Origin of the sequence: Prevotella aff. ruminicola Tc2-24, assembly GCF_900110895.1 — a bacterium.
Taxonomy (GTDB): Bacteria; Bacteroidota; Bacteroidia; order Bacteroidales; family Bacteroidaceae; genus Prevotella.
Map to the genome: position 1 here is coordinate 86,447 of NZ_FOIQ01000002.1, position 22,922 is coordinate 109,368.

Sequence of the window (22,922 nt, forward strand, 5' to 3'; positions counted from 1 at the left end):
GCTTATTAACAGAAAGGATTACATGATGTTTTTCTTTGATTAGATGGCCGCTAACGCCAGAGAGTAATACTTGGAGTCGGGACTGTCGGCACGCGAGGGCAACACGCAACAGCACTGCGTTCCCTGGAGAACACCAGCCGTCTTAGCATAGCCAAAGAGTGTCAGTGTCTTATAAAACACATTACCCGCCACTATATCTGGAAAGATCAGCGCATCTGCTCGTCCGTCGATAACGGAACGGATGCCTTTCTCACGCAGGCTTACGGAATCGAGCGATGTCTTCAGATCCAACGGTCCGTCAATGATGCAACGCCCAAATGCTCCCGTCTGCGCTTCTGCGATAATCTCTAGATAGTCGACGGTATAAGGGAAGACTTTCGCACTAACCTTCTCGGCACAGTGGATCAATGAAATACGCGGTTCCTCAATACCAAGGGCATGACAGACATAGTTGACATAATGAATCTGTTGACGACGCTGCGCCTCAGTTGGCACAGGAATCACTGCAGCATCAGTGAAGAACAGCAATTTCTCGTACTTCGGGATCTCAGCCATAGCCACATGCGTCAACACATGACCGGGACGGAGAATGCCATTCTCTTTGTCCAATATAGCACGCAATAGAATATCAGTATTGATGAGACCTTTCATGAGAATATCTGCCTCTCCGCTTTTACACAGAGCCACAGCCCGACGAGCACACTCGTCTTTATCGTCACCATCGACATAGATTGGTTCAATGAATCCCATCTCACGACCTTTCTCTAAAGCATAACGGGTACTAGCATCATTTGCACATACCACAGCGACGCGTTTTCTGTCACCCCGTTGCTGAAGGAAAACAATCATATCATTGAGATTTCTGATCGACTGCATAGGTTTTGTTTTTTCGGTTTTATGCTGCAAATATACAAAAATTCCGTATCTTTGCAAGCGATTAGAGACTAAAAACGATTATCATGAGAAAAACTCTGTTTCTGTCACTCCTGACTGTCGCCTTAGTTACGACAGCCCAAGAACAGTCCCCGATGGTTTTACGATACAACCGTCCTGCAGAATTCTTCGAGGAATCGTTGCCTATAGGCAACGGCAAGCTCGGTGCTCTAGTCTATGGCGGTATCCATGACAATATCATTTTTCTGAACGATATCACCCTGTGGACGGGAAAGCCCACAGACAAAAATCTTGATGCCGATGCTCACCTATGGATTCCAAGAATCCGTGAGGCCCTATTTAATGAAGACTATGCCCTAGCCGACTCACTGCAACTGCACGTGCAAGGACCCAACAGCCAGCATTTCCAACCTCTCGGCACACTACACATCGAAGATCTTAGTCCCGGTAAAGTAAGCGACTACCACCGTAGCCTCAATATCGACAGCGCAATTATTCGTGACCGTTACATCCGTAATGGTAAAACCATTGAACGAGAGTATTTCGCTTCACATCCCGACAAGCTCATCGCCATTCGTCTCAGAGGCGATGTCAACTGTCGCATCTCCTTGACAGCACAGATACCCCATAAGGTTAAGGCAATAGCAAACTGTCAAAACCATCAACTCACCATGACAGGGCATGCCACTGGCGACCCTCAGGAGAGCATCCATTTCTGTACCATCCTCAAAGCTAAAACCGACGGAGAGGTGACAGCCAGTGATTCATCACTGATCATCAGCAAGGCCCATGAAGCAATCATCTATATTGTCAACGAGACCAGTTTCAATGGCTTCGACAAGCACCCCGTCAGCGAAGGAGCTCCTTATTTGAACAATGTAATAGATGATATCTGGCACACAGAAAACTATAGCTTTGATGTTTTTCTTGAGCGTCATCTTGCCGATTATAAGACATTCTATGATCGGATGAAGATTCGTCTTTCCGATAAAGACGAAACATCCATATACCTCGGCAATACCGATGACCTTCTGAAAAATTATACTGACGGTGGCGGTCAAAGTAGATATCTCGAGGAACTCTATTTCCAATTTGGACGTTACCTGCTGATTTCTTGCTCACGTACGCCAGGTGTCCCCGCTAACCTACAAGGATTATGGACGCCACACCTCTGGTCACCTTGGCGCGGTAACTATACAGTGAACATCAACCTCGAAGAGAACTATTGGCCCGTCTTCGTGGCCAACCTGGCAGAGATGGCTGAGCCGCTTAACGGCTTCATTGATGCCCTCGCCAAAAATGGTCGGTATACCGCAAAGAACTACTACGGCATTGATGAGGGATGGTGCTCCAGTCATAATAGTGATATTTGGGCCATGACAAACCCCGTCGGTGAGAAAAACGAGAAGCCAGAATGGGCCAACTGGAACCTCGGCGGTGCCTGGCTCGTAAATACCCTATGGGAGCGCTACCTGTTCACCCAGGACAAGGACTATCTGCGTTCGGTAGCCTATCCGCTGATGAAAGGCGCAATACAATTCTGCCTACGCTGGCTCATCGAAAACCCCAAACAGTCCGGAGAACTCATCACAGCACCCAGTACATCGCCTGAAAATGAATACAAGACCGATAAGGGTTATCACGGCATGACCTGCTATGGTGGTACGGCCGATCTCGCCATCATCCGCGAGTTAATTCTTAACACCATCGCTGCCGGAAGGGTTCTCGGATTGGAAAATAAGGAGATGGAACAGACACTAGCCCGTCTTCATCCCTACACCATCGGTCATCTGGGTGATTTGAACGAGTGGTACTTCGACTGGGACGACTGGGACCCGCAGCATCGTCACCAAAGCCACCTCATCGGTCTCTATCCCGGTAATCATCTAATTGAAGATTCTGGAGCCGAACTGTTAAAGGCCTGTGAGCGTTCCCTTGAAATCAAGGGCGATAAGACTACAGGTTGGAGCACGGGCTGGCGCATCAACCTATGGGCTCGTCTGCACAAGCCCGAGCAAGCCTACCATATCTATCAGAAACTATTGACATACGTATCACCCGACAACTACAGAGGCCCGTATCGCCGCCGCAGCGGAGGTACCTACCCCAACCTCTTCGATGCCCATCCTCCCTTCCAGATAGACGGGAATTTCGGTGGTATAGCTGGCGTCTGTGAAATGCTGATGCAGAGTGTTGGCAACAGAATCGAATTGTTGCCCGCATGTCCTAAGGCATGGAAAAACGGTTATGTGAGCGGTCTCTGTGCCCGCGGCGGCTATGAACTCTGTTTCGAGTGGAAGGACAGCAAGGTTCACAACTGTACCATCAAGGCCAAGAACGATGGCCTCGTCTCCCTTTTATATAATGGTATAGAGAGAACCATCAGGCTGAAGGCTGGTGAAACCAAAAACATCAAAACATGGTAAAAGTACAGATCAAAGAAACCGACCTGAACAAGGTCAAGACATGGAGTGAGTCGGCCTATCTCGACAACGATCTTCTGCTGACCGAACGTATCAACGAGGCACCGATGCCGACAGAACCAAGACGAATGAACTTCATCCTCATCGGTCTCTGTACCAAAGGACAAGTGATGTACCAACTCGACACACAGAAACAGGTGATCAGTCCTGGGGACATCCTCATTGTCAGTGAACGACATGTCGTGGACAATTATCAACGTTCTCCCGATATGGAAGGATTGTGCATGATCATGTCGGTTGACTTCTACCGAGAAATCATCAAAAATGTGAGTGACGTCAGCGCATTATTTCTCTTCTCCCGACAGCATCCCGTCATCAGACTAGAACCCAAGGAGATTGATACCTTCAAAAGGTACTTCCAAGCCATCAAACAGAAAATCGGCGACGAGAGCAACCATTTCCGGAAGGATCTGATTCGGACGTTGATCCTAGCGATGTTCTACGACCTGAGCAATGTCATCTATCGGGTACAGCAGGACCACAAGCCGCAATCACGAGCAGATGTTATCTTCACAAAATTCATTAAACTGGTAGAAAACTATTATAAGCAGGAACGCCGTGTAGGCTGGTATGCCCAACAGTTATGTATCACGCCAAAGTATCTGTCGGAGACAGTGAAGAGTGTCAGCCGACGCACGCCCAACGAATGGATCGATAATTACGTCACCTTGGAGTTACGTGTCTTACTGAAAGACTCCACAAAAAGCATTAAAGAAATTGCAGAGGAACTGAATTTCCCCAATCAGAGTTTCTTAGGCAAATATTTCAAGGAACATGTGGGTATGCCACCCTCGGAATACCGAAAGTCATAGATACCCCTGTCGCTTCAATTCATCAACCATCTCAAGCAATTCGTGATACCATTCCTCTCCGAAACGTCGGATTAGCGGTTCACGAAGGAACTGATATAGGCGGACATCTTCCAGAACGCCCTTGGCAACAGCCATTTTACAGACTTTCCATCGGTTGTAATTCAAGCCAATGAGATTCTGCCCCATCTTCTTCTCACGAATGGGATAGAGGGCACAACTGATAGGCTTACAGAAATGAGTCTTCCCTGCCCTGTAAGCCTTCTCCAATGCACATAGGCAACAACCATGTACGACGCAAGAAGAACCATCTCTCTGTGTCATTTCTATCTTGTCATAATAGGTGAACACGCAGTCCTTACCATTGACAATACTAGTTACAAGATCGCCTTCCTGGTCGGTATAAGCTACACCCTGCTTGTCTATGACAGCCTGCGCCGAAGCAGAGAGATCATCCCATACCGTATCAACACATGCCTCAATAGCCATTACCTCTTCTATCGACACCGGTGCACCAGCATCACCCTCCACACAGCACTCACCCTTGCAAGCACTGAGATCACAACAAAACTTCTCCGTCAGAATCTCTGAAGAGAGTAGCACATCACCGACTTGGAGTATGGGAGGAAGCTTTTCCAATTGAGAATTGACAATGATAATTACCAGATAATCGGAGTCTTACCGTTCTTTTCAAGATAGGCATTGCAGCGGGAAAACTGGTGCTGCCCAAACCAACCGCCGCGATTGGCACTCAGAGGAGAGGGATGTACAGATTCAAGAACTAGGTTGCTGTTCTTGTCAATCATATAAGCCTTTGAACGGGCATATCCACCCCATAGCATATACACCAGATGCTCACGTTGGGTTGCCAAGGCTTGGATAGCAGCATCCGTAAACTTTTGCCAGCCTAATGTAGAGTGACTGTTAGCCTGATGAGCACGAACAGTCAGCGAGGCATTCAACAACAACACGCCCTGCTCAGCCCAGCGCGTCAGATTGCCCGACATGGGAATAGGCGTACCTAGGTCGGCTTGTATTTCCTTAAAGATATTCTGGAGGGAGGGAGGGAACATAATACCATCCTGTACAGAGAAACTCAATCCATGAGCCTGCCCCGGCTCATGATAGGGATCCTGTCCAATAATCACCACCTTTACCTTGTCGAACGGACAGAGATTGAAGGCATTGAAGATCAGTTTGCCCGGTGGATAGCAGGTATATTGGTTATATTCCGCACGAACAGAATTGGTGAGTCCGACAAAATAATCTTTGTCGAACTCACCAAGTAAATGCTGTTTCCAGCTTGGCTCTATCTGAACATTCATTATTTATTGTCGCAGATCAGGTTCTCACCAGTCATGTCGGCAGGCTGCTCCAGACCCATAATGTGCAAGATTGAGGGAGCAACATCGGCCAAACGACCATCCTTAACAGTAGCCGAGTTATTATTGGTTACATAGATGAAAGGAACGGGGTTCAACGAGTGAGCGGTGTTAGGTGTGCCATCGGGATTGATGGCGTTATCAGCATTACCATGGTCAGCAATGATGATAGCCTCATAGTCGTTAGCTTTAGCCGCCTCGATGACCTCACGTACACAGTTGTCCACAGCCCACACAGCCTTAGCAATAGCATTGTATATACCTGTGTGACCCACCATGTCGCCGTTGGCGAAATTCACCACAATAAAGTCATACTTAGCCTCATTGATAGCAGCAACGAGTTTATCTTTCACCTCAAAAGCGCTCATCTCCGGCTTCAGGTCGTAAGTGGCCACCTTCGGCGAAGCCACAAGAATACGATCCTCGCCCTCATATGGCTGCTCACGTCCACCATTAAAAAAGAACGTTACATGAGCGTATTTTTCTGTCTCAGCAGTATGCAACTGCTTCTTGCCCTGCTTGCTCAAGTACTCACCAAGCGTGTTCTCCACGTTCTCTTTTGGGAAAAGGATATTTACGCCCTTGAATTTTGCGTCGTATGGAGTCATGCAATAGTACTGCAAGCCAGGAATGGTCTTCATGCCCTGCTCAGGCATATCTTCCTGTGTCAAGGCTATGGTCATCTCCTTGGCACGGTCGTTACGGAAGTTGATGAAGATTACCACGTCGCCTTCTTCGATACAACCGTCCACACCGGCATTATGGATTGGCTTAACGAACTCGTCCGTCACACCATCGTCATAACTCTCCTGCATAGCCTGTACCATATCTGTAGCCTGCTTACCCTTGCCGTTGACAATCAGGTCGTATCCCTCCTTTACACGTTCCCAGCGCTTGTCGCGATCCATGGCATAGAAGCGTCCAACAATCGAAGCTATGGCTGCATCGTTATCAGCACAGACCTTGGTAATCTGCTCGATAAATCCTTTACCGGAGTGCGGATCGGTATCACGACCGTCCATATAGCAGTGCACGAACACCTGACCTTTCAATCCGTAAGCCTTACCAATCTCGATTAGTTTATAAAGATGATCAAGACTAGAGTGCACGCCACCGTCAGATGTCAGACCCATCAGATGCAGTTTCTTGTTGTTTTCCTTAGCATAGGTATAAGCAGCCTTCACCTGCGGATTCTCCATGATAGAACCATCCTTACAAGCACGGTTAATCTTTACAAGATCCTGATAAACGATGCGACCAGCACCTATATTAAGGTGACCCACTTCAGAGTTACCCATCTGTCCGTCGGGCAGACCTACGTTCTCGCCAGAAGCCTGCAACTGAGAGTGAGCCGATGTGGCTGTTAACAAATCGAGGTAAGGCGTCGGTGTGTTGAAAATCACGTCACCCTTACCATGCTTACCGATTCCCCATCCATCGAGAATCATCAATAGAGCTTTCTTTGCCATAATCTTATTACTAATTTAAACGTACGTTTCTTTTTTCGCGGTGCAAAGTTACGAAAAAAAATCGCAATTCATATTTCCTTTCATATTTATTTCTTATCTTTGCCAACAATAACTAACAATTTATTGATTATGAGACGTTTTGGATTCCTTTTGACAATCATCTTGACATGTCTCGTTAGCAGAGCACAACAAGTAACAGACGAGCCTAAGCTCGAGGTAAAACCCTCAGGACGCATACTTTTTGATGCGGCCTATCTCAACCCGTTACATCAAGATGACGAGTTGGAATCGGGTGTTGGTATCCCCGACATGCGTGTTGGCGTAGGTTTCACCTATGGTCAATGGAAGGGTAAGATTGACATGGGTTATGCCTATGGAAAAGTGAACATGAAGGATGTCTGGGTACAGTACAATTTCAACAAGAAGAACTTCGTGCGTGGCGGATATTTCATCCATCAGTACGGATACCAAAGCTGTACCAGCTCTTCGTTCAAGGAAACGATGGAAGAGCCACAGAGCAACGCCGCTTTTAACGACGACCGTATGATTGGTATGATGTATGAATACACGAGTCCTAAAGTGCTTGCTACAGTAAGTGGCGTGGTAGAGCCTGACGCCATGAAACAGAACACCAACGTAACAGGTAGTGAGGCCATTGGAGCCCTGACACGATTGGTTTGGCACCCACATGTAGAGCGTGGTCATCTGCTTCACGTGGGTATCAGCGGTGGTGTTGAGGGAGCACGGTACGACGCCCATGAAGAACTGAAGCACAAGCAGTTCACCCTCTCAAGCAATTGGCCCACCCGCGTAGCGAAGATCAAGGCTCAACAGGCCCAGATAACCGATGCAAAGACTATGTTTAAGTTCACCCCCGAGATTCTTTTCTCCAAAGGGCGTTTTGCCATGGCAGGTCAGTACTTCTGGAATCGCATCACCCGTCGCAACAATCTCGACGCCTTTACAGGCAGTGGTGCCTATGTTACTGTTCGCGGTCTGATCAAGGGCGATGGCTATAAATACACAATGAATGATGGCGGTATTGACACACCCGATGCAGGCTTTATGGAACTGCTGTTCCAGTACAACTACACCTCACTTTCTGATGCCAAGGCTGGTATCCATGGTGGCTATCTCAACGACTGGACAATCGCTTACAACTATTATGTAAACAAGTATATGATTTGGCGTATCCGCGCTTCATATACCAAGGTTACTGGTCGTGCAAACTATGCAGACAACGAAGTTTCTATACTCGAAACCCGCTTCCAAGTAAAATTCTAATCACAACTAAAATACAAACAATATGAAGAAGATTATTATACTGGCTGCCTTGATTATTGCAGCCGTTAGTGCTCAGGCACAGAGTGACAAGTCACCAGTCGATGCTTATTTCACAACAAGCGAAATGCCCGACATGCTGAAATGGTGTCCAGCCCCACCCGACACTGTTGGTCCACACTTTGCGTATGATATCATGCAGTACTTCTGGGGTAAAGATATGCGTAACAACAAAGAGCGCGCTGCCATTGCCATCCGCGATGCTGTGTATGGGCTCGATTGTATCATCCGTGAGTTCAGTGAGCCCTTTGGCCTAAAAATCTCAAAGGAAGAAACACCTGAGATTTACAAGGTGTTGCGCGAGGGAACTGCCACATGCGACAGTATCTGTACCATCCCCAAGCGCTACTACATGCGCAAGCGCCCGTTCATGCGATTCAACGAGCCTACACTCTACCCTGCTGATGAGCCACATCTGCGCACAAATGGCTCCTATCCATCAGGCCATACGCTGCTTGGTTGGAGCTCAGCCCTACTGCTCTCTGAGATCAATCCGGATCGTGCTGACACCATTTTGGCCCGTGGTTATATGTATGGCGAAAGTCGGGTGATTGTTGGTGCCCACTGGCAAAGTGATATAGACGCTGCCCGCTTGGCCGCTAGCGCCGCCTATGCCCGTCTGCACACCAGCGAGCGATTCTTAGAACAGATGCGTCGTGCCCGTCAGGAGTTCCGTTGCAAGATGGGGCTCGCTACCCCTGCCGAACTGAAAGCCTACCAAAAAGCGCAAGCCAAGCGCGTCAAAAAGTGATCTCAGAAACCGCAAATAAGCATACAAGGAGACTCTTTACGAGTCCCCTTGTATGGTGTTTGAATATTTTAGAAATCTCCAAAATCGATACTTAACTGGCCATCTCCAAGCAGATTATAGCTCTTGCGATGGTAAGGTGTAACGCCGTATTGCTTTATGGCTTCACGATGTCTCTTTGTGGGATAACCCTTGTTTGATAACCAATCGTATTGTGGATATTCCTCTGCCAGTTTGTTCATATAGTCGTCACGATATGTCTTGGCCAGGATGCTTGCTGCAGCTATAGCCAGATACTTACCGTCGCCCTTTACAATAGTAGTATGAGGCAATTGCTTTCCATCAACAGGATCCTTATAGGGCTTGAATTTATTGCCATCGACGATGATCGCCTCAGGACGCGCTTTAAGTTGGTTGAGTGCACGATGCATGGCCATGATCGATGCATTAAGGATGTTGATTTTGTCAATTTCCTCAGGAGTAACGATGCCAACAGCCCAAGCCACTGCATCGTGCTCGATAATTTCACGAAGTTGATATCGCTTCTTCTCTGAAAGCTGCTTCGAGTCATTCAACAGATCATTCTGATAGTTCTCTGGCAGAATTACTGCAGCAGCATATACACTACCTGCCAAGCAACCACGCCCTGCCTCATCACAACCGGCCTCAACCTTTCCTTCATAAAAATGACTCTTCAACATACCTTGTTTATTCTATGCTTCCATCAAAACATCTGAGCCACGCGACGGATGCCAGCCACCAGAATGTCGACCTCATCCTTCGTGTTATAAAGGGCGAAAGAGGCACGAACAGTTCCACTGATACCCAAGCGATCCATCAATGGCTGAGCGCAATGATGACCCGTACGAACTGCAATACCTAAACGATCAAGCAATGTTCCCATATCCAAGTGATGAATCTCACCCACATTGAAACTGACAACCGCATCTTTCTGCGACATATCCATAGGACCATATATCCTCATACCTTCAATGGTCTGAAGCTGTTCCATGCAGTAACGTGTTAACTCCTGTTCATGCTGTTGTATAACCTCGAAGCCTATGGAATCAATATAATCGATGGCCTTTGCCAATCCATGCGTTGCTACATAGTCAGGTGTACCAGCCTCAAACTTAAACGGTAGGCGTTCAAAGGTTGTTTTCTCCCATGTCACCTTATCTATCATCTCACCACCTCCTTGATACGGTGGCAGTTTCTCTAGCCACTGCTCCTTACCATATAGTACGCCAATGCCCGTAGGCCCATACATCTTATGTCCGCTGAAAGCAAAGAAATCACAGTCCAACGCCTGCACATCCACTTTAAAATGGGGCGCGCTCTGTGCACCATCCACCATCACAGGGATGTCATGTGCATGGGCAATCTTCACGATGTTCTCAATAGGATTCACAGTACCCAACACATTGCTCACGTGGGCAACACTTATCATCTTGGTCTTATCCGTAATAAGCGATTCCAACTGATCCAGACAGAGAATACCATCATCCGTAATAGGGATATGCCTAACGATAATCCCCCGTTTCATCGCCTGAAGTTGCCATGACACAATGTTCGAATGGTGTTCCATTTCCGTAACGATTACCTCGTCACCTGCTTGCATCTGCGATTCGCAGAACGAGTTCGCCACAAGATTTATCGCTTCCGTCGTTCCACGAGTAAAAACGATTTCCTCGACCTTCGAAGCATTGATAAAGCCACGTACCCTCTCACGAGCGGCCTCGTGCAAGTCGGTAGCCTGTTGAGACAGATAATGCACACCACGATGCACGTTCGCATTCACATTCATATACTCATCGCGCATGGCATCAAGCACACAGAGCGGTTTCTGTGTCGTCGCCGCATTGTCGAGATATACCAGTGGCTTACCATATACCTCCCTCGACAGGATCGGGAAATCTTCGCGTATCTTACCTATATTATACATAGTTATTTACAGAGTTTACAGCCGGAGCATTTGTTGAGTTCACCACGGAAACGTTTCTCCACCAGATGATGGAGACGGTCACGAAGTGGTTCGAGCTGCATCTTGTCAACGACCTCATTGATAAAGGCATTCTGGAGCAGTAACTTCGCTTCCTCGAGTGATATACCACGCTGACGCATATAGAAAAGCGCCGCATCGTTAAGCTGTCCGACAGTAGAACCGTGGGCACATTTCACATCGTCGGCATAAATTTCCAGCATCGGCTGGGTATACATCCGCGCCTGCTTGGTAGCAGTGAGGTTTTGATTCGTCATCTGCGAACTGGTCTTCTGCGCCACATGTTCCACAAGCACACGTCCGGCAAAGGCTCCCGTTGCCTCATCATCAAGTACAAATTTATAGAGCTCGTTCGAGGTGCAGTGAGGCACTTTATGCATGATGAGCGTATTGTTATCTACATGCTGCTGTTTGTCGGCAATCACACAGCCATAGCACTGGCACTCGGCTCCCTCACCAGAAAACGTTAAATCAAGCTTATTACGGGTTATTCCATTATGCAGGGTGATAACATTATGGTTCACGCGGCTATTTGCCTGCTGATCGATATAGACATTGCTCACGCGGGCATTTTTAGCATGTGTCTCTTCCATACAATAGAGGTCAAGCGATGCGTTCTCCCCCACATAGGCCTCGATGACCTGTGTAGCAAGGAAGTTACGATCATCAGCCGCATGGTCACAGAAAAGCATCTTAATCTCGGCATGTTCCTCTAAGATGATGAGCACACGACGGTTTACCATCAAATCAGAGACCTGACGCTGAGCGTTCTGAGGAGTTGCCTTCAAGATATTGATAACCTGAATGGCACGATCGACCTTCACGTTCTTCGGTACATAAACCAGCATACCATCTTGCGCCAACATCGTGTTGAGAGCCGTAATGGCATCCTCGTTGGTTCTGGCTAATTTCGTGTAATACATAGCCACAAGATCTGGATAATCACGAAGAGAACCTATGATAACACCCTCAGGTAGATGCCCCTTAGGCTTGTCGTCGCGATAAAACATATCGTTCACCACGAAATAGAGGCTTGTACTCAGGTTAGGAACATCGCAACGAAAGGCCTCATAAGGATCGACAGGAATCTGGATACGACTCAGGTTGACACCATAGTCTGGCTCGAAGAGCTTCTGGATATCCGTGTATTTATAGCGTTCCACCTTCCTAGATGGGAAGCCCTGCTTACGGAAGTCTTCAAAGGCCTGCTCGCGCACAGCATTCATGGCATCAGTAGCATGAGAGAAAATCACCTCCCGTGCCTGCTCATATAACTCGATGTATTGTTTCTCACTCGGAGTATTCATCATTCTCAATTTTCAATTCTCAATTAAGATTACTCCTCACCTATTTCCTCCTTAATCCAATCATAGCCATGCTCCTGAATCTGAACAGCGAGTTCAGGACCACCAGTCTTCACGATGCGCCCCTGATAGAGCACATGGACATACTGCGGACGAATCATCTCCAACAGACGGTCGTAATGGGTGATAACGATACAGGAAGTCTCTGGCGTCTGAAGTTTGTTCACGCCCTCTGCCACAATACGCATGGCATCCACATCGAGACCAGAATCGGTTTCGTCGAGGATAGAAAGCTTCGGCTCGAGCATCGCCATCTGAAATATTTCGTTACGCTTCTTCTCACCGCCACTGAAGCCCTCGTTCACAGAACGGTTAGCCAATTTGGAGTCAAGTTCTACAATCTTACGCTTCTCGCGCTGCAGTTTCAGGAACTCCGCAGCATTCATAGGTTCCAGTCCCTGATATTTGCGCTTCTCGTTGATGGCCGCCTTCATAAAGTTGGTCATCGAGACACCAGGAATCTCTACTGGATACTGGAACGAGAGGAACAGGCCCTCATGAGCACGATCCTCCGGTTTCATCTCCAACAGATTCTTACCATTGAAATACGCCTCACCCTCTGTCACCTCATAGAGCGGATTGCCCACGAGCACCGCACTCAGCGTAGACTTACCAGAGCCATTGGGGCCCATGATAGCATGCGTTTCACCATCGTTAATCACGAGATCGATGCCCTTTAATATCTCTTTATCACCAATCTTGGCGTGTAGATTTCTTACCTCAAGCATTATTTTACCTTTTATATTTTTACTCTTACCCTACCGTACCTTCTAATGACACAGACAACAGTTTCTGGGCCTCGACGGCGAACTCCATGGGGAGCTTTTGAAGCACTTCCTTTGCATAACCGTTGACGATAAGTCCCACAGCCTGCTCAGTAGGAATACCACGCTGATTGCAGTAGAACAACTGATCCTCAGAGATCTTTGAGGTTGTTGCTTCGTGCTCGAAGATGGCCGTGTCGTTATGTACATCCATATAAGGAAAGGTGTGAGCACCACAATCAGAGCCCAACAGCAGCGAGTCGCACGACGAGTAGTTACGAGCATTATCAGCAGTAGAGGCCGCTCTGACCAGTCCTCGGTATGAGTTCTGCGAATGACCAGCAGAGATTCCCTTTGAGATGATGGTCGACTTGGTGTTCTTGCCGATGTGAATCATTTTCGTACCCGTATCAGCCTCCTGGTAGTTGTTCGTCACTGCTACTGAATAGAACTCTGCCTGAGAGTTGTCGCCTCGCAAGATACACGAAGGGTATTTCCATGTGATGGCAGAACCTGTCTCCACCTGCGTCCATGAGAGCTTCGAGTCCACACCGCGCAGATCTCCTCGCTTCGTCACCAGATTAAGCACACCACCCTTACCATTCTCATCACCAGGATACCAGTTCTGGACAGTCGAGTACTTCACCTCGGCACGATCCTTCACGATAATCTCGACAATAGCGGCATGCAACTGGTTCTCATCGCGCATCGGAGCTGTACATCCTTCCAGATAAGACACATAAGCATCGTCGTCTGCAATAATCAATGTGCGCTCAAACTGTCCCGTATTCCTTGCATTGATACGGAAGTAACTGCTCAGTTCCATCGGACAGCGCACGCCCTTGGGGATATACACAAACGATCCATCGCTGAACACAGCCGAATTGAGAGCCGCAAAGAAGTTATCCTTGTAAGGCACCACCGTTCCTAAGTACTGTCGCACAAGATCACCATGCTCCTTGATGGCTTCACCGATAGAACAGAAGATGACCCCCTTCTCTCGCAGTTTCTCCTTGAAGGTCGTTTTCACCGACACCGAGTCCATGATGGCATCGACAGCCGTATTACCTGAAAGTGCCAAACGTTCCTCAAGAGGAATACCCAACTTATCGAACGTCTTCTCAAGCTCAGGATCGATCTTCCCGTCGCCGGCAGGTTTCTTTGCCATGGGATCAGCATAATAGCTGATGGCCTGATAATCAATCGCAGGCACGTGCACATGTCCCCACGTAGGCTCCGTCTGCTCCCTCCAGTAGCGGAATGCCTTCAGGCGGAACTCGAGCATCCACTCGGGTTCCCCCTTCTTAGCAGAGATGAGCCGAACGATATCCTCGTCCAGCCCCTTCTCTATAATCTCCGTATGTACATCCGTGGTGAATCCGAACTCGTATTTCTGTTCAGCCACCTGACGGACAAACTCATTCTTCTTTTCTTCCATTAAAGTTTCTGTTCTACCTCAATCTCGGTGAAGGTCTCAAGGATATCACCAGCCTGGATATCGTTGAAGTTAACCAGTGAGATACCGCACTCCAGACCTGTTGCCACCTCTTTGGCGTCATCCTTATAACGCTTCAGGGCATCGATCGGAGCAGTATGGATAACGATACCATCGCGCACCACACGTGCCTTATCCTTGTTATGTACTTTACCCTCGGTCACCAGACCACCGGCAACAGTACCCACCTTCGAGATCTTGAACACCTGCTTCACCTCAATCTCACCAGTGACGATCTCCTTCTTCACCTTATCAAGCATACCCTGCATCGTAGACTTCACGTCGTCGATAGCATCGTAGATGATAGAGTAAGTGTTGATCTCGACACCCTCGCGCTCAGCAGCACGACGGGCATCGGCAGAAGGACGTACCTGGAAGCCGATGATGATAGCTTCAGAAGCCGATGCCAGCATGACATCGTTCTCTGAGATCTGGCCCACAGCCTTGTTGATCACGTTCACCTGAACCTTCTCTGTTGAGAGCTTGATGAACGAATCGCTGAGAGCCTCGATAGATCCGTCGGTATCACCCTTCACGATGATGTTCAACTCATGGAACTCACCCAGAGCGATACGGTGTGACAGTTCATCAAGACCAAGCTTCGTCGTGGTACGCAGACTCTGCTCACGCTGCAGTTGGATACGCTTATTGGCGATCTCACGAGCCTCCTGTTCCGTCTCCATCACATGGAAGGAATCACCGGCAGTAGGTGCACCATTCAAGCCCAGGATGATAGCGGGCTCAGCCGGTCCTGCCTGTTCGATACGCTGGTTACGCTCATTGAACATGGCCTTGACCTTACCCCAGGCAGTACCTGCGATAACAACATCGCCCACCTTGAGTGTACCATTTGACACCAGAACAGTCGACACATATCCACGTCCCTTGTCGAGCGACGATTCGATGATAGAACCAGTGGCCTTACGATTAGGATTAGCCTTCAGGTCGAGCATCTCGGCCTCGAGCAGCACCTTCTCCAGCAATTCGTCGACACCCATGCCCTTCTTGGCACTGATCTCCTGACACTGGTATTTTCCACCCCATTCCTCGACCAGCAGGTTCATGTTGGCCAAGTCCTCACGGATCTTATCGGGGTTTGCGCCCGGCTTATCAATCTTGTTGATGGCGAACACCATCGGCACGTTAGCTGCCTGTGCATGAGCGATAGCCTCCTTCGTAGTAGGCATCACCGAGTCATCGGCAGCGATGATGATGATGGCGATATCCGTCACCTGGGCACCACGGGCACGCATAGCCGTGAAAGCTTCGTGACCCGGTGTGTCGAGGAAGGTGATCTGACGACCATCCTTCAGTTTCACATTATAGGCACCGATATGCTGTGTGATACCACCGGCCTCACCGGCAATCACATTCGTGTTACGGATAAAGTCGAGCAGAGAGGTCTTACCATGGTCCACATGCCCCATCACTGTCACGATTGGCGCACGACTGATCAGATCGTTCTCGTCGTCAACCTCCTCTGTGATGGCTTCCTGCACCTCGGCACTGACATACTCTGTAGTGAAGCCGAACTCCTCGGCCACGATATTAATGGTCTCTGCATCAAGACGCTGGTTGATAGACACCATGATGCCGATAGACATACAAGTGCCGATAACCTGATTAACACCAACGTTCATCATGGTAGCAAGCTCTGATACAGTCACGAACTCGGTCAGTTTAAGCACCTTGCTCTCTGCTGCCTGTGACTCCATCTCCTCCTGCATGCGCTCTGCTACGGCATCACGCTTCTCACGACGGTACTTGGCACCCTTCTTATTCTGGTTCTTTGAAGTCAGACGGGCCAGTGTCTCCTTCACCTGACGAGCAACAGCCTCGTCGTCCACCTCCAACGGCTTCACGGGACGGTTCTTTTTCTTGTTCTTACCGCCCTGCTGACCATTATCCTGGAAGTTCTGGTTTCCACCCTTGCCCTTACCTTTCTTGTTCTTGTTACCGTTGTCCTGGCTCTGGTTTGCAGCCGATTCGATATCGACACGTTCCTTACCGCCATGGATACGTTCGCGCTTACGCTTCTCACCATTAGCACCGTGCATCTGAGCCTGTTTCTCCTCACGCTCCTTGCGACGCTCCTCCTTAGACTTCTTCTTCGGACGGGTGCTCTGGTTCAGAGAATCGAGGTCAATCTTTCCCACCACATTGAGATTGGGTCCCTTCTTCTGCTCTGTTCTCAACTTGAAGACAGAAGAGGCGGCCGACTCAGAAGGCTCCGCGGTAGCCGTTGCAGCCGAGGTCTCCACCACCTCAGGAGCGGCAGACTCAACCACCGGCTCGGGCTCTGTCGTTACGACAGGCTCAGCGACGGGCTCAGGCACCACTTTCACCTCCTCTACCGGCTCGGGCTTCGAGACAACAGGCTCACTCTTAGGAGCCTGAGGCTCTTCTTTCTTGGCAGCCGGTTTCCCGACGGTACTCAGGTCGATCTTCCCTAGCGGTGTGAACGTCTGCCGAGACTCCTCCTTTTTCTCTACTACCGGCTCGGCATGGAACTCCTTCTTGGGTTTCTCTTTCTTCTTCGGGAAAATCATCCCTGCCTGGGCCTTCACGTCTTTATCACCCTTGAACTCCTTGACAAGCGCCTCATACTGCTCGTCAGAGATCTTGGTGTTGACGTTTGCATCGTCCTTGATCTCGCCCAGGCTCTTCTTGGTCTTCAGAAAGTCAACGGCTGTCTGAAGTCCAATATTCAGTTCTGTTAATACTTTATTTAATCTGACTCCCATTTATTCGAATTGAAAAATGATAATTGATAATAGATAATTACTCAAACTCTGCACGGAGCACGCTCAGCAGATGGTCGACGGTCTCCTCCTCCAAGTCGGCCTTCTCGATCAGCATCTCACGCGGAGCGTTGAGCACAGCCTTCGCTGTGTCAAGACCGATAGCCTTGATGGCATCGATCACCCACTGGTCTACCTCATCAGAGAACTCGTCCAGATAGATATCCTCGTCGGCCTCATTCTCGTTAACCACACGGAACACGTCAATCGTGTATTCTGTCAACATGGAAGCCAGTTTGATGTTCATACCGCCACGACCAATGGCCAGCGACACCTCCTCGGGCTGGAGATAGACCTCAGCCTTACGGTTCTCCTGGTCGAGGGTGATGCTTGACACCTTGGCAGGACTAAGCGCACGCTGGATGAACAGCTGTACGTTCGACGAGTAGTTGATCACATCGATATTCTCATTACACAGCTCGCGGACGATACCGTGTACACGGCTACCCTTCACACCGACGCAGGCACCTACCGGATCGATACGCTCATCGTAGCTCTCCACGGCCACCTTCGCACGGTCACCTGGCATACGGGCCACCTTCTTGATAGTGATCAGGCCATCGTTGATCTCAGGCACCTCAGCCTCCAGCAGACGCTCGAGGAAGACAGGGCTGGTACGCGAGAGGATGATACGGGGGTTGTTGTTCTCGTTCTGCACCTCCTTCACAATGGCACGGATCGTCTCACCCTTACGGTAGTTGTCCGCAGGGATCTGCTCACTCTTCGGCAGATGGAGCTCATTACCCTCATCGTCCATCAGGAGCACCTCACGCTTCCAGATCTGGTACACCTCACCGCTGACCACGGTATTCACCTTGTCCTTGTACTTCTGATAGAGAGAGTCATGCTCAAGCTCCAGAATCTTTGAGGCCAGTGTCTGACGGAGGTTCAGGATGGCACGGCGGCCGAACTTAGCGAACTCTACTTCCTCACTCACTTCCTCGCCAACCTCATAGTCGGGCTCGATTTTCTGTGCATCAGTCAGGGATATCTCCTTGTTCTCGTCCTGCACATCACCATCGGCCACAACGATACGGTTACGGTGAATCTCGAAGTCGCCCTTATCAGGGTTCACGATCACATCGAAGTTCTCGTCAGAGCCAAACAACTTAGCGATAACATTGCGGAAGCTTTCCTCCAGCACGCTCACCAGTGTTGTACGGTCAATGTTCTTGGTCTCTTTAAATTCCTGAAAGGTCTCGATCATCGAGGGGCCTTTCACATCTTTCTTAGTTGCCATTACTTTATTTCGTTTTATTATTTTTCTTCCTTCAATCTTCTCACCCTTACTTAAAGGTCAGAAGGTACTTCGCATACTTCACCTCGTCCATCGAGAAAGTCTTATCCACATCAACCAAGACGGGACGTTTCTTCCCTTCCTGCTTCTGTTTCTCCTGCACGGTAACGGTGAAATTCTTGCCGTCAACCGATTTCAGGACGCCCTGTATCTTCTTGCCATCCTGTCCGAGCACCTCCACCGTATCACCGATATGGTTCACGTACTGCTGCTCTACCTTGAACGGCTGCCCCAGGCCGGCACTGCCCACCTCGAGTTCAAAGTCCCCAAGCTCGTCACCCAGACGCTCCTGCAGGAACCTGCTCAGCTCCGCACAATCCTCAATCCACACACCGTCGGCATGGTCAATCTCAATCACGATTCTCTCATCAGCACCGAAGTTGATGTCTACCAAGAAGTAGTCGTTGCCCTGCAACCACTCTTCCGTCAATACTTGAATAGTTTCCTTATTAATCATCTAATACTTATTAATATCGAAAATGAGAGACTCCTCCGAGCCTCTCATTCCGCTGAACGGGTGCAAAGATAAGCATTTTCCCGTTAACTGCCAAATATTTAGCTGTTTTTTATGCTATCACACTGTAGATTTCTCTCATTTTCGGCTGAAAAGTGATATTTCCCGCCAACTTTTCCCCAATTCCGATAATCGACGAGGTTTCCTTTTTCTTCTGCGGAGCAAGTATCTTCTTGTATTCCTCAGGACTCTTCAGCACACGGATGGCTTCCTTCAACTGTTTGTCGTAACCAAGGCTTGCCTCAATAGCACCAGCCTGATAATAGTAAGCAGAGATAATCTCCGACTCCACGATCTGACGAAGCGTTTGCTCATAACGATCCAAGGCGAAAGCCACATCGTGGCTGAGCTTCGTCTCCAACTCGTCAAAGGCCGCTTTGGCATCATCGTAATAGCCCTCAAACTTCGCCGTCTTCACCAACTGCTCGAACTGCTTCCTGCTGACAGGATCATACGTAAATCCGCTCTTGATAACACGCTCCTTGAATGCCTGCCATTCGGCATCAGTCAGATGGAACTCCGCCGGAGAGGCTATCGTCGGATGCTTGGCGATATAGTCAACCACATAGTCGAACATCACCTCCGTCGAGTCCTGTCCGCTAGCGGAAAGATAGAAGGCAATATTAGGAATCGTGTCGGCTCTCAGCTCCACATCAGGCATGATACCACCACCATCACGCACCTCACGACCATTTTTGGTATAGAACACCTTCGTCAGTGAGTCGGGGATATGCTCACGATAACCACCACTACCCTTCTTATAGTTAATCGCCTGGATACAACGCCCACTCGGGATATAATACTTTGAGGTCGTCACCTTCATGTTCGTGTTATAAGGCAGGTCGATAGGGACCTGTACCAGACCTTTCCCGTATGTGCGCGTACCTAATATGACTCCTCTGTCAAGATCCTGAATGGCACCACTGGTAATCTCACTGGCCGAAGCCGTCTCACTATTGACAAGCACCACCATCGGCATCACCGTGTCGAGCGGTTCCATCCTCGTCTTATACTCCTTACTGGCCTGTTTGATCTTTCCTCGGTTATCCACGACGGTGATACCCTTCGGTAGCCAGAGGTTCAGGATGTCGACAGCCTCCTGTTCCGAACCGCCACCATTACCGCGCAGGTCGAGCACCAATGAGGTGGCCCCTCGCTTCTTCAGGTCGATAAAGGCACGGCGCACCTCTTTCGCGCAACCCTCAGTAAACTGGTTCAGATTGATATAGCCGACCGTACTGTCCTGAATACCATAGTAAGGCAGCTCCGGCAGTTTGATGTTTCGCCGGGTAATCTTAAAGTTCATCATCTTACCCGTCGAGGGGCGCATCACCTTCAGCAGGAAGCTCGTCCCCGGCTCCCCCCTCAGATGGTCGCTGACATACCCCACGGGCTTATCGGTCATCATCGAGTCATCGATACTCAGGATCACGTCACCCTTCTTCAGACCAGCCTCGGCGGCCGGCATACCAGCATAAGGCTCATCGATTACAATACGGTCCAACTTCTGGTGCTTCCGGATCAGTGCGCCGATACCTGCATACTTACCCGTCAGCATCATCTTCAAGTTCTTCGTCTCGTCCTGGGCATAGAACTCCGTATACGGATCCAGACTGGCGAGCATCGCAGCGATACCCGTCCCGATCGTCTCCTTCGGGTTCAGCGTGTCCACATACAGCAGCTCCAGGTTCTTGTACACCTGATTGAAGATATCCAGATGCTTCGCCACTTCGAAATTATGATCCTTGTTATTCTGTGCAGAAGCCGTCGACGTGACAGTCAGCAGCAACAGCAAAGGCAAGATATATCTTTTCATATTCTTCTTTGTATTTAATTACAACTGCAAAATTAAACGATTCTCTCCACAAATTACTCTTTTTTCGCCCATTTTTGCAAAAAAATAAGGGTTCTTTGAATTTTTTCGCTGAAAAGTTTGGTAGTTTCAATTTTTCGCCGTACTTTTGCACCCGCTTAACAGCAAAACCTGCTTCAGTAGCTCAGTTGGTTAGAGCACCTGACTGTTAATCAGGGGGTCGTTGGTTCAAGCCCATCCTGAAGCGCCTTAGAAAGAGTCCTGTAAATCGATGATTTACGGGACTTTTCTTTTTCTCACATTTCAAGGTTGCATCCATTTTGCACCCATTTCTAATCATTCTTATATCGGTTTTTCAACAAAACGTGGGTAAGACTGCTGGATTTTCCGTATCTTTGCGCTGAATATTGTAACGAAACAAGAAAAAATTGACAGTTAAATGAGAAAAATGGCGTTTCCGTAAAAAAACAATGTATCTGAAGTGTCTTACATATAGATGTGCCCAATAAGCGGGGTACAAAAATGAATAGACTGATATGCTTGAACAGAGAAAACTTGAAAATTGCGATTCAGCGAGTGCCAAGCAAAGTCGCTTGGAACTGACTGAGCGTAAGCAGTTCATCGAACAGCTTTTCCGCCAGAACTACAGCGAGATGATTCATCTGGCCAGAGTCTTGTTGGGTAATGACGAAGAAGCTGAGGACGTGGTGCAGGACATCTTCTTGCGAATAGCAGACAGCGACATTCCACCCCAGAATGACCGTTATCTGCTGACCGCCGCGCGCAATGCCTGTCTGAACAGAATCCGACAGATGCGGATACACGACAGAGTAAAGGGATTGATGCCCATAGAAGATGAAGCCGACCTTCAACCTATTGACAAACGGTTGGAACGAATCGACGAGATTGCGGCTTACGTGGACGAGCAACTGGAGGAACCTCATCGCAGCGTCTTCCACCTCCGTTTCGACGAAGACATGACCGTAAGCGAGATCGCCCGTCGACTTGGCTTGAATCCCAATACCACCTACAAGTATCTCATACAGACCATTCAGCGTATCAGACATCACTTCGAGAAACATTAAACTAACAATAACAATGGAAACGATCAACGAAAACATTCGTCAGCTACTGGAAATGCTCGACAATCCCGATGCATACACCGATCAGGAAATCCAAGACATCGTCAACCGTGACGACGACACCCGCGAGACCTACCGCCTCATGGTAGAAGCCAAGCGTAGCAGCCGCCATCGCCAGAACCAAAAGCCTGTCGATGTAGATGTCGCCTGGCAGAGATTCAATCAGAAGCTTCAGCCTAAACAGCAGAGATATGGCTGGATGAAGATCGCAGCCTCCTTCATCGGTGTGCTCCTTGCCTCAGGCATCACCTTTGCAGCCATCCACATTGTGCGAATGGCTAGCGCCCCCCAACCACAGACTATGCAGGCAGAACAAACCCCATCTGCCATGCCTGCTCCAGCATTACCGACAGATACCATCAAGACGGACACTGTATCCAATGTACAGCCTATTGTTTTCGACAATATTACATTGGATAAGATGTTGCCGCAGATTGCTGCCTACTACAACAAAGAGGTGGAATTCCAAAATACCGATGCCCGCCAATTCCGTTTCTATTTCGTATGGAAACAGGAAGAGACACTTGAAGCCGTATTGCATCGGCTCAACCTTTTCGAGAGCATCACCGTGGAACTGAAGGATAACAAGATAATAATAGAGTAA

General features: G+C 48.8%; 19 protein-coding genes and 1 tRNA gene. 7 read left to right on the forward strand and 13 right to left on the reverse strand.

All coding sequences use genetic code 11. From position 1 onward, the window contains the following. Positions 1-39: 39 nt before the first annotated feature. Positions 40-876 (reverse strand): phosphate acyltransferase, encoded by an 837-nt coding sequence (locus BMY63_RS04685; RefSeq protein WP_091901680.1) that lies wholly within the window; start codon positions 874-876, stop codon positions 40-42. Between the two features lie 83 nt (positions 877-959). Between BMY63_RS04685 and BMY63_RS04690 the strand changes: the two genes are divergently transcribed. Both BMY63_RS04690 and BMY63_RS04695 read left to right on the forward strand, forming a co-directional pair. Beyond that, a complete protein-coding gene (locus BMY63_RS04690) occupies positions 960-3,320 on the forward strand; it encodes a glycoside hydrolase family 95 protein (protein WP_091915073.1) in 2,361 nt (786 codons plus the stop codon). Further along, entirely contained in the window at positions 3,314-4,189 is an 876-nt protein-coding gene (locus BMY63_RS04695) for an AraC family transcriptional regulator (protein WP_091901676.1), read from the forward strand. The genes BMY63_RS04690 and BMY63_RS04695 overlap by 7 nt, the downstream gene beginning before the upstream one ends. Here BMY63_RS04695 and BMY63_RS04700 read toward each other — a convergent pair. The 3 genes from BMY63_RS04700 to gpmI are packed head-to-tail and all read right to left on the reverse strand — an operon-like array spanning position 4,184 to position 7,037. Continuing rightward, the gene (locus tag BMY63_RS04700; protein WP_091901674.1) at positions 4,184-4,825 is read right to left on the reverse strand and encodes a DUF3109 family protein; all 642 of its coding nucleotides are present in this window, start codon (positions 4,823-4,825) and stop codon (positions 4,184-4,186) included. The two genes, BMY63_RS04695 and BMY63_RS04700, sit on opposite strands and share 6 nt — an antisense overlap. A 20-nt stretch (positions 4,826-4,845) precedes the next feature. Continuing rightward, positions 4,846-5,511 (reverse strand): uracil-DNA glycosylase, encoded by a 666-nt coding sequence (locus BMY63_RS04705; RefSeq protein WP_091915075.1) that lies wholly within the window; start codon positions 5,509-5,511, stop codon positions 4,846-4,848. Next, positions 5,511-7,037 carry a 2,3-bisphosphoglycerate-independent phosphoglycerate mutase gene (gene gpmI / locus BMY63_RS04710; protein WP_091915077.1) on the reverse strand — a complete coding sequence of 509 codons (1,527 nt, stop codon included), beginning with the start codon at positions 7,035-7,037 and terminating at the stop codon, positions 5,511-5,513. Before gpmI ends, BMY63_RS04705 begins: the two co-directional genes overlap by 1 nt. Before the next feature lie 129 nt (positions 7,038-7,166). Here gpmI and BMY63_RS04715 point away from each other — a divergent pair, with 129 nt between their 5' ends. Together BMY63_RS04715 and BMY63_RS04720 are read left to right on the forward strand one after the other, a co-directional pair. Beyond that, on the forward strand, positions 7,167-8,321 hold the full coding sequence (locus BMY63_RS04715) for a porin (RefSeq protein WP_091901668.1): 1,155 nt from the start codon (positions 7,167-7,169) through the stop codon (positions 8,319-8,321). Positions 8,322-8,343: 22 nt separating this feature from the next. Then, positions 8,344-9,129 (forward strand): acid phosphatase, encoded by a 786-nt coding sequence (locus tag BMY63_RS04720; RefSeq protein WP_091901666.1) that lies wholly within the window; start codon positions 8,344-8,346, stop codon positions 9,127-9,129. 68 nt (positions 9,130-9,197) lie between these two features. On the opposite strand, the gene BMY63_RS04725 is transcribed toward BMY63_RS04720, so the two are convergent. The 9 genes from BMY63_RS04725 to BMY63_RS04765 all read right to left on the reverse strand — a co-directional run bounded on the left by BMY63_RS04725 (position 9,198) and on the right by BMY63_RS04765 (position 21,179). After that, positions 9,198-9,827 (reverse strand): ribonuclease HII, encoded by a 630-nt coding sequence (locus tag BMY63_RS04725; protein ID WP_091901664.1) that lies wholly within the window; start codon positions 9,825-9,827, stop codon positions 9,198-9,200. 23 nt (positions 9,828-9,850) lie between these two features. Further along, positions 9,851-11,071, reverse strand: a complete 1,221-nt coding sequence (locus BMY63_RS04730) for an aminotransferase class V-fold PLP-dependent enzyme (RefSeq protein WP_091901662.1) — start codon at positions 11,069-11,071, stop codon at positions 9,851-9,853. Positions 11,072-11,073: 2 nt separating this feature from the next. Next, a complete protein-coding gene (gene sufD, locus BMY63_RS04735) occupies positions 11,074-12,438 on the reverse strand; it encodes a Fe-S cluster assembly protein SufD (RefSeq protein ID WP_371113574.1) in 1,365 nt (454 codons plus the stop codon). A gap of 26 nt (positions 12,439-12,464) precedes the next feature. Next, positions 12,465-13,220, reverse strand: a complete 756-nt coding sequence (gene sufC / locus BMY63_RS04740) for a Fe-S cluster assembly ATPase SufC (protein ID WP_091915079.1) — start codon at positions 13,218-13,220, stop codon at positions 12,465-12,467. Positions 13,221-13,245: 25 nt separating this feature from the next. After that, complete coding sequence (gene sufB, locus BMY63_RS04745; protein WP_091915081.1) at positions 13,246-14,694, reverse strand: Fe-S cluster assembly protein SufB; 1,449 nt, start codon at positions 14,692-14,694, stop codon at positions 13,246-13,248. Then, positions 14,694-17,495: a translation initiation factor IF-2 gene (gene infB / locus BMY63_RS04750; RefSeq protein ID WP_091915083.1), complete on the reverse strand. Its 2,802-nt coding sequence runs from the start codon at positions 17,493-17,495 to the stop codon at positions 14,694-14,696. The genes sufB and infB overlap by 1 nt, the downstream gene beginning before the upstream one ends. A gap of 37 nt (positions 17,496-17,532) precedes the next feature. After that, positions 17,533-18,792 carry a transcription termination factor NusA gene (nusA, locus tag BMY63_RS04755; RefSeq protein WP_091901652.1) on the reverse strand — a complete coding sequence of 420 codons (1,260 nt, stop codon included), beginning with the start codon at positions 18,790-18,792 and terminating at the stop codon, positions 17,533-17,535. Between the two features lie 46 nt (positions 18,793-18,838). Further along, entirely contained in the window at positions 18,839-19,306 is a 468-nt protein-coding gene (gene rimP, locus BMY63_RS04760; protein WP_091901649.1) for a ribosome assembly cofactor RimP, read from the reverse strand. 109 nt (positions 19,307-19,415) lie between these two features. Then, entirely contained in the window at positions 19,416-21,179 is a 1,764-nt protein-coding gene (locus BMY63_RS04765; protein ID WP_091901647.1) for a S41 family peptidase, read from the reverse strand. Positions 21,180-21,349: 170 nt separating this feature from the next. On the opposite strand from BMY63_RS04765, the gene BMY63_RS04770 reads away from it, so the two are divergent. The 3 genes from BMY63_RS04770 to BMY63_RS04780 all read left to right on the forward strand — a co-directional run bounded on the left by BMY63_RS04770 (position 21,350) and on the right by BMY63_RS04780 (position 22,922). Beyond that, positions 21,350-21,423, forward strand: a tRNA-Asn gene (locus BMY63_RS04770). Positions 21,424-21,712: 289 nt separating this feature from the next. Further along, complete coding sequence (locus BMY63_RS04775; RefSeq protein ID WP_091915085.1) at positions 21,713-22,261, forward strand: RNA polymerase sigma factor; 549 nt, start codon at positions 21,713-21,715, stop codon at positions 22,259-22,261. Between the two features lie 13 nt (positions 22,262-22,274). After that, on the forward strand, positions 22,275-22,922 hold the full coding sequence (locus BMY63_RS04780; RefSeq protein ID WP_091915087.1) for a DUF4974 domain-containing protein: 648 nt from the start codon (positions 22,275-22,277) through the stop codon (positions 22,920-22,922).